The 5,538-nt window shown below is 45.7% G+C and carries 4 protein-coding genes; 1 reads left to right on the top strand and 3 read right to left on the bottom strand.

The features are described 5' to 3' along the window. The first annotated feature begins 141 nt into the window (after positions 1-141). On the top strand, positions 142-1,599 hold the full coding sequence (locus B2089_RS09185) for a hypothetical protein (protein WP_296686889.1): 1,458 nt from the start codon (positions 142-144) through the stop codon (positions 1,597-1,599). Between the two features lie 120 nt (positions 1,600-1,719). On the opposite strand, the gene B2089_RS09180 is transcribed toward B2089_RS09185, so the two are convergent. The 3 genes from B2089_RS09180 to B2089_RS09170 all read right to left on the bottom strand — a co-directional run bounded on the left by B2089_RS09180 (position 1,720) and on the right by B2089_RS09170 (position 5,386). After that, a complete protein-coding gene (locus tag B2089_RS09180; RefSeq protein WP_296322089.1) occupies positions 1,720-2,607 on the bottom strand; it encodes an Rpn family recombination-promoting nuclease/putative transposase in 888 nt (295 codons plus the stop codon). A gap of 173 nt (positions 2,608-2,780) precedes the next feature. Beyond that, positions 2,781-4,139, bottom strand: a complete 1,359-nt coding sequence (locus B2089_RS09175) for a hypothetical protein (RefSeq protein WP_296322093.1) — start codon at positions 4,137-4,139, stop codon at positions 2,781-2,783. A gap of 224 nt (positions 4,140-4,363) precedes the next feature. After that, entirely contained in the window at positions 4,364-5,386 is a 1,023-nt protein-coding gene (locus B2089_RS09170; RefSeq protein WP_296322097.1) for a PD-(D/E)XK nuclease family transposase, read from the bottom strand. Positions 5,387-5,538: the final 152 nt, after the last annotated feature.

Here is a 5,538-nt window from a genome sequence, read left to right as displayed (position 1 = left end):
TTCCATATAAAAAAAGGATGCATAACAAAAATCACATCCATGTAATTTTTGTTATGGCCAAGTTTTTGGTGTTACCAAAAACTTGCAAATTCATGCGTCCTGCATGCCGCTAACGCGGAGTTAAAAAAGGAGGATTTTTTTATGAAAAAAATCGTAAGTGCAGTTGCTTTGGCTAGCGTTGCCTTTGGTGCTTTCGCTGCTGACTTGACTGTAAAATCAGAAATTAAGTATAAGCCGACAATCGCTCAGTTCAACAGCACGGAGGACTTTAATGACAAGTCTTATATGACACAGGGGTCGGGACTCACGAACGACGCTACCACTATCCAGCTCAACGAGGGTCCGGTCACGGTCTACGGAAAATATGACTTCAAGGACTCTGGTCTCTCAATGAACACTGCTTACGGCAAGCTCACTTGGGGCAACTTCAACATAACTGCGGGATATTTTGAGAGCCGATTCTCTGACCGAGTCACAACAGATCAGAACGACCTCTCTTTGATTGAGCAGAACCATGCGGTTAAATATCTCACTCAGGCACAGAATGCTGCAAAAACGGCATACAGTGTCAGAAAAGAAGTTGCTGTCGTTGGCAACAAGAAACTCGGTATCAACCCGAACGCGGGTATGCCAATCAAGGCTGGTCAGGATGCCGACAATGTTACGACCTATCAGGGGTCAAAACTTAACTCTTTCGTCATTGACTACACTTTCAAGGACTTGGGACCTGGCTCTCTCCTTTTGAAGGCTGTTGCAAAGACGAACGCCGGCGCATGGACTTCTGCAAACGATGACTACACTAGCACTACGACAAACAACTCTGGCTACTCTTTCGAGGCTGCTTACACTCACGAGGCTTTCAAGGGTGATTTCGTAGCAAACCTTGACGCTGACAACATCGGTTCTTGGGGCTTGTATGTCAGCCCGACGGCTGTTGACGGACTCAAGGCAACACTCGGCTTCACATACGCTTGGGCAAGCAAGGCAACTGTTTCATCTGCCTCTACATATAAAACAGTCGTTGGCGACGGTATAACAGAATCAGATGGAAAATATTATCTTGCAGGTACGAATACCGCAGTTGGTAGTGGTACTGTTTTGAGTGAAGGGGCAACCTATATTTACTACAAGAAGGGTTCTTCAGATGTCTATGATGTCAACGCATGGGCAATCGACGCTCGCGCTCGCTACGCAATCAACGACGCTTTGGCGGCTGGCGTTTATGCAAATGTCACATCTCTCACAAAATATGAGAAAAACGGTGCAAAACAGATTGATGGGGCAAACACAGCCCTCGATGTCGTGTTGAATGTAAACTACAAGCTCAACGACTTGGCTAAGTTCTTCGTCGAAGGTGAGTATGCCGCGAAGTCTATCTCTAACAAAGAGATAAAAGGCGACCAGAAATCTGCAGTCGGTTCAAAATACGGAACAACAGCACTCGTTGGACAGGCCGGTGTAGTCCTTACACCAGCAAAAGGTGCTACAATTACAGGTGCAGTTCGCTGTATCATGGGTGGCTTCGGTGCTGACTCTGACAACAAATACAGCAAAGGAACTACAATCGTAATTCCTCTCTCATTCAAGACTTCACTCTAATCCAAGCTTAGCGTAAAGCAAAAGGCTCGTCCGTTTTGGGCGAGCCTTTTTTTTGCGTTTTTTGCCGGTGAGGGGCGTGGAATGCCGCTTTTCGGCATGTCTGCGCCGGAAGAGAAAGCTCTAACGGGCGAGTTCTTCCTTAAGCGCAAGCACTTCATCTAGGGGAAGTGAACATGCCTGTGCAATTTGCTCATTAGTACCGAGATTCATCTTGAGAAGGTTCCTTGCGTTCTCGCGGGAGGCTTCGATTTTGCCCTCCTCTTTTGCGTAGTAAATATTTGCGGTCGCAAGCTTCTTGTCCGCTTCAATCTGCCCCTGAACAAGCCAGCGCCACCTGTCCGCACTGATATTGGCGAGTGTCGTCTCCGCGTTCATGATGCCCTCCTCACTTTCCGCAAGAATGTCGATTAAATCCTGCTCTGCGGGATTGTCCGCCTCTTTTAAGAATTTACACCATTTAACTATGCTTGGCAAGTTTCTAATGTCCGTCTCGTCCGTGAGCAATGGAAGTTTCGGCAACTCCATGAAAATCACATTGAGCGTACCCGACAGCCTCGCGCCGTCCCTCCCGTCCATCATCCTGTAGTGATGGAAGAAGTCCCCGTGCGTTTTGTCAAACTCGCAGTCAAGCACGGAAATCTGGTAGGTCTTCGGGATTTTCTCCCAGTTGTCGCCCACATCGAGGACGGAACTGAGCAGCCGGGCCGCGTGGTACTCAGCGCGCTTGCCGTAGATTTGGTGGCTGTCGCTGCCCTGCATCTCGACCTGAGCCAGCGTCCCGTCGTCAAACACACACTTGATGTCGTAGCGCAGCCCTCGCTGTGTGCCGTAATCCCTGACTTCCTCGTTTTTGATTACGGTGACCCCCTCGACCTTGAGCCCGATTGCAGCCGTCAGAAATGACCTCAGCGCTATCCTCGACTCCTCCGTGTCCTGCGTGAAGATTGCCTTGAAGTTCGCGTCTAGCCGTGGATTGAGCATTTGCCGCCGTTCTTTTTGTTCTGGCATGATTTCCCCCTGCTTTTGAGTGAATTTGCGGAAATCCTTTCCGCTCTCCTGTCCTCTTATTTGGAAAATTTGCGCCTTTTCGGCAACGCAGCCGGGAAATTTCTTTGACAAAGACAAAAAAAATCCCCGCCCTGCAGCGGCAAGGCGGGGAAAGTGCTTTACACTAAGCCAAATTACATCTTAACACGGAAGATACATGGGATAGAGATTGTCTTGTCGTTGAAGTCGTCTGCACAGTCGCCTGTGTTGAGAGCCTGCTTGTAGAGGAGAGCAGCAGTGAACTTAGCACCCTTACCAGCCTTGAACTCAACTGCCGGCTGAACCTGAATGTAGTTTTCACCCTGGTCTTTCTTGTCGTTGTCATCAAGGTCACAGTAGTAGATACCTGCTGAGAGAGCGAGGTTGATGAGGTCGCTCATCTCGTAGCCAACCTGACCAACGATGTACAAGCCAGTTTCATCTTTTGCATCATCATTATATTTTGCTTTTGCTGATTCATATTTACCGTTCAAGACCAATGTGACTTTATCAACTGATTTGTTTGTGATACGCCAGTCGATTGCCCATGCGTTGAAGGCCTTGCCAGTTGCAAGATCTTTGTCGGTGTTGTCTTTTGAGACGCTACCGTAAGTAAATCCGAATTTCATCGGTGTCTTGTCAACCATGTCGATAGAAGCGTAGATACCAGCAGCGATGTCGCTGTATGTAGTTGTGCGGAGCATACCCTCAATAGAGAAGTCCTCTCGCTGCAAAGCTGCGTCGAATACGAAACCTGTTCCTACAGTTCGTGTGCCACCGTTTCCGTCATAAGCAGCATCAACACGGTATTTTCCTGATGTGAGAGCGTCAACGGCACCAGCCTTCAAGAGCAATTTGCCGCCGGCGACATCAGCGAATGTGTAGTCAGCAATCATTGAAACAACGCGAGTTCCTGCATTTGCAGAGATTGTGTTTACATCATAAAGGAATGTTTTTCCGATTTCACTTCCGTCAACCTTAAGCATAGAAGAGAGACCGTAAGACTTTGCCGGGTCTTTATCTGTCAAGCCTTCCTCAACTACAGTCGTGTTTCCTTTCTTTGTGAAAAGAGACTCGAATTTACCAGCAGTAAGAGTGAGGTTGCCGAATTTCATCCAACCCCAGAATTTTGTGTCAAGACCGACTGACTGTCCACCGTCAGTTAGCTTAGCAGCAATAAGGGCTGTGCTATTTGCGGTTGTATCAGAAGCATTTTTCTTTGCAATTTTGTCAGCTGAGGCTGTCGTTGACAAACTATCTTTGTCAGTTGCAAAGTTGTTGTAAGCGATTCCTACATGGGCACCAGCGTAGTCGTTCTTGAGCTCGATATCCATAGAGTCTTTTGAAGCAGTAAATTTAGAGATTGTTTCATCCTCTGCCTGATCGCTGCCTTTTGCATACTTATGCTCATAAGCCGTATAGTGTGTTCGAGCGTTCAATTTAACAGAAATATCTGCAGCAAACAAACTTCCAGCAACAGCTGTGAGCAATGCTGCACTTACGATTTTTTTCATAAAAAAATCCTCCTTTTTTTATATGGAAAAACAAACCAACGGTTTTATTTCCACTTTTTGTTTAATGTTAGCACTCATATTTTTCAAAGTCAACAAAAAAATTTGGAAATTTCTGTTCTTTTTGTAACTATATCTGTTAAAAACTGTTACAAAGTCCGACCGTCCTTTCCGCGTTTTTCTGGAATTGAAAAAGGCGCATACCGCTTATTTCGGAAGGTTTTTCGCTAGAGTTTAGAGGAAGCTAGATTTTTTATCACATCAACGGGAAGGCCAGTCAGTTCTGAAATCTGCTCGATTGTTCCAAGGTTCATGGAAAGCGCGTTTTTCGCCACCTGAAGCTTTTCTTCATTCCGACCTTCTTTCATACCCTCTTTCATACCTTCTTTCTTGCCTTCTTTTATACCTTGCTTCATACCTTCTTTCTTGCCTTCCTTTATACCTTGCTTCATACCTTTTTTAAGTCCTTCTTTGAGTCCTTTTTCCAGACCTATTTTTTGGGCATACTGCATGTTTGAGTTATAGTCTCGTTTTGCTTTGAAGATTGAATTCTGAATAGCCCAGTTTATATCGTCTTGGCTGACCATATTAAGCGCGTTTGATGCTTTCATTAGCCCCTCCTCGGACTCAACCAGATTTTTGATGTAATCTTGATATTTAGGGTTCTCCGCATAAGATAGGAACAATCCCCATTTCTCAAGGCGCGTAAGTTTTTCCGGGGAAGTTCCAACTAACTTATGGATTTTTACCAAATCAAAGAACAGAACATTAAGCTTGCCTGCAAGATGTCCGCCTTTTTGATCCGTCATAGTATACCATGCAAGTGGCTGGTTGTCATCTTTATCAAACTGAAAGTTAAGCACGGAAATCTGATAGACAGACCTAGAAGTCCAGTTATCGCCTCTGTGCGAATTCATGTTCAATAGTCTTGCAGCTTGGATTTCTGCACGGGCGGCATAGTCATAATTCTGGCTCCGGCTCTGCATTTCGATATCAGCGCGTTCACCGTCATCAAAAGTCACGCTCACATCAAAAGTCATCTGCATCTCGTTGAGAGAGTCTACCGGTGGCTCGTTCGGAACCAGTGCGATTTTTCTGACTTCGCGTCCAATCAGCACGGAAATGAAATCCTGCAGCGCCGCATTGGATTCTTCTGTCTCCTGCGTAAACATCGCCTTGAACGAAGGGTCACAGCGTGGGTTTAAAAGGGCTGTAGGCGACGGCCTATAAGTGATTTTTTTTGCACACATTTTTTTCTCCTATGCCCTATTCATAGGAAATAAAAATGCATTTTCGGTAACAAAGAAAGGGGGAAATAAAAAACATTGATTTAATCTTAAAGAAATTCTCAAAAATTCAAAAAATCCTCTTTTGTCTCAGGCAAGCATGCACGGAAAAGTCC

Origin of the sequence: Treponema sp. UBA3813 (genome assembly GCA_002368605.1) — a bacterium.
Classification (GTDB): domain Bacteria; phylum Spirochaetota; class Spirochaetia; order Treponematales; family Treponemataceae; genus Treponema_D.
The sequence above is the reverse complement of the archived record's forward strand: the minus strand, read 5'-3'. Positions and strand labels throughout refer to the sequence as shown.

Coding starts and splice junctions, on each gene's coding strand:
- B2089_RS09185 (WP_296686889.1), top strand. CDS start 142: ATGAAAAAAATCGTAAGTGCAGTTGCTTTGGCTAGCGTTGCCTTTGGT.
- B2089_RS09180 (WP_296322089.1), bottom strand. CDS start 2,607: ATGCCAGAACAAAAAGAACGGCGGCAAATGCTCAATCCACGGCTAGAC.
- B2089_RS09175 (WP_296322093.1), bottom strand. CDS start 4,139: ATGAAAAAAATCGTAAGTGCAGCATTGCTCACAGCTGTTGCTGGAAGT.
- B2089_RS09170 (WP_296322097.1), bottom strand. CDS start 5,386: ATGTGTGCAAAAAAAATCACTTATAGGCCGTCGCCTACAGCCCTTTTA.